Below are 313 nucleotides of genomic sequence, written 5' to 3' on the forward strand. Positions count from 1 at the left end.
GCGTGACGCTCCGCCCGCCGGTGTCCCCGTACGGGCTACAAGGGCGGCCCGGCGCTGGGCCGTTCGGGTGACGCGGGGTGTCCGGCCGGCCCGGGCGCCCCTAGGGTCCGGGGCTATGACCTCTGCTACCTCAGCCACCGGAACCCCGCTCGACCCGAGCCACCTCGGCACCATCACGGTGATCGCCTGGGCCGGCGAGAACGTCAACGACGGTCAGGACATGCCCTTCCTGCTGGCCTACTCCCTCGGCGACGGGGCGGCCGGCCCCGAGGCGGGCGAGGTGGCCGTGGGGGCCCTGCTGGAGCGCTCGGCG

At 75.7% G+C, this 313-nt stretch carries 1 protein-coding gene; it reads left to right on the top strand.

Features of this window, described 5'->3' with window-relative positions; all coding sequences use genetic code 11:
• Window positions 1–115: 115 nt before the first annotated feature.
• On the top strand, window positions 116–313 hold a 198-nt coding region (locus HTV45_RS33705), incomplete at its 3' end, for a DUF5949 family protein (protein WP_251693431.1).

Source organism: Streptomyces sp. CHD11 (genome assembly GCF_018638295.1).
GTDB lineage: Bacteria > Actinomycetota > Actinomycetes > Streptomycetales > Streptomycetaceae > Streptomyces.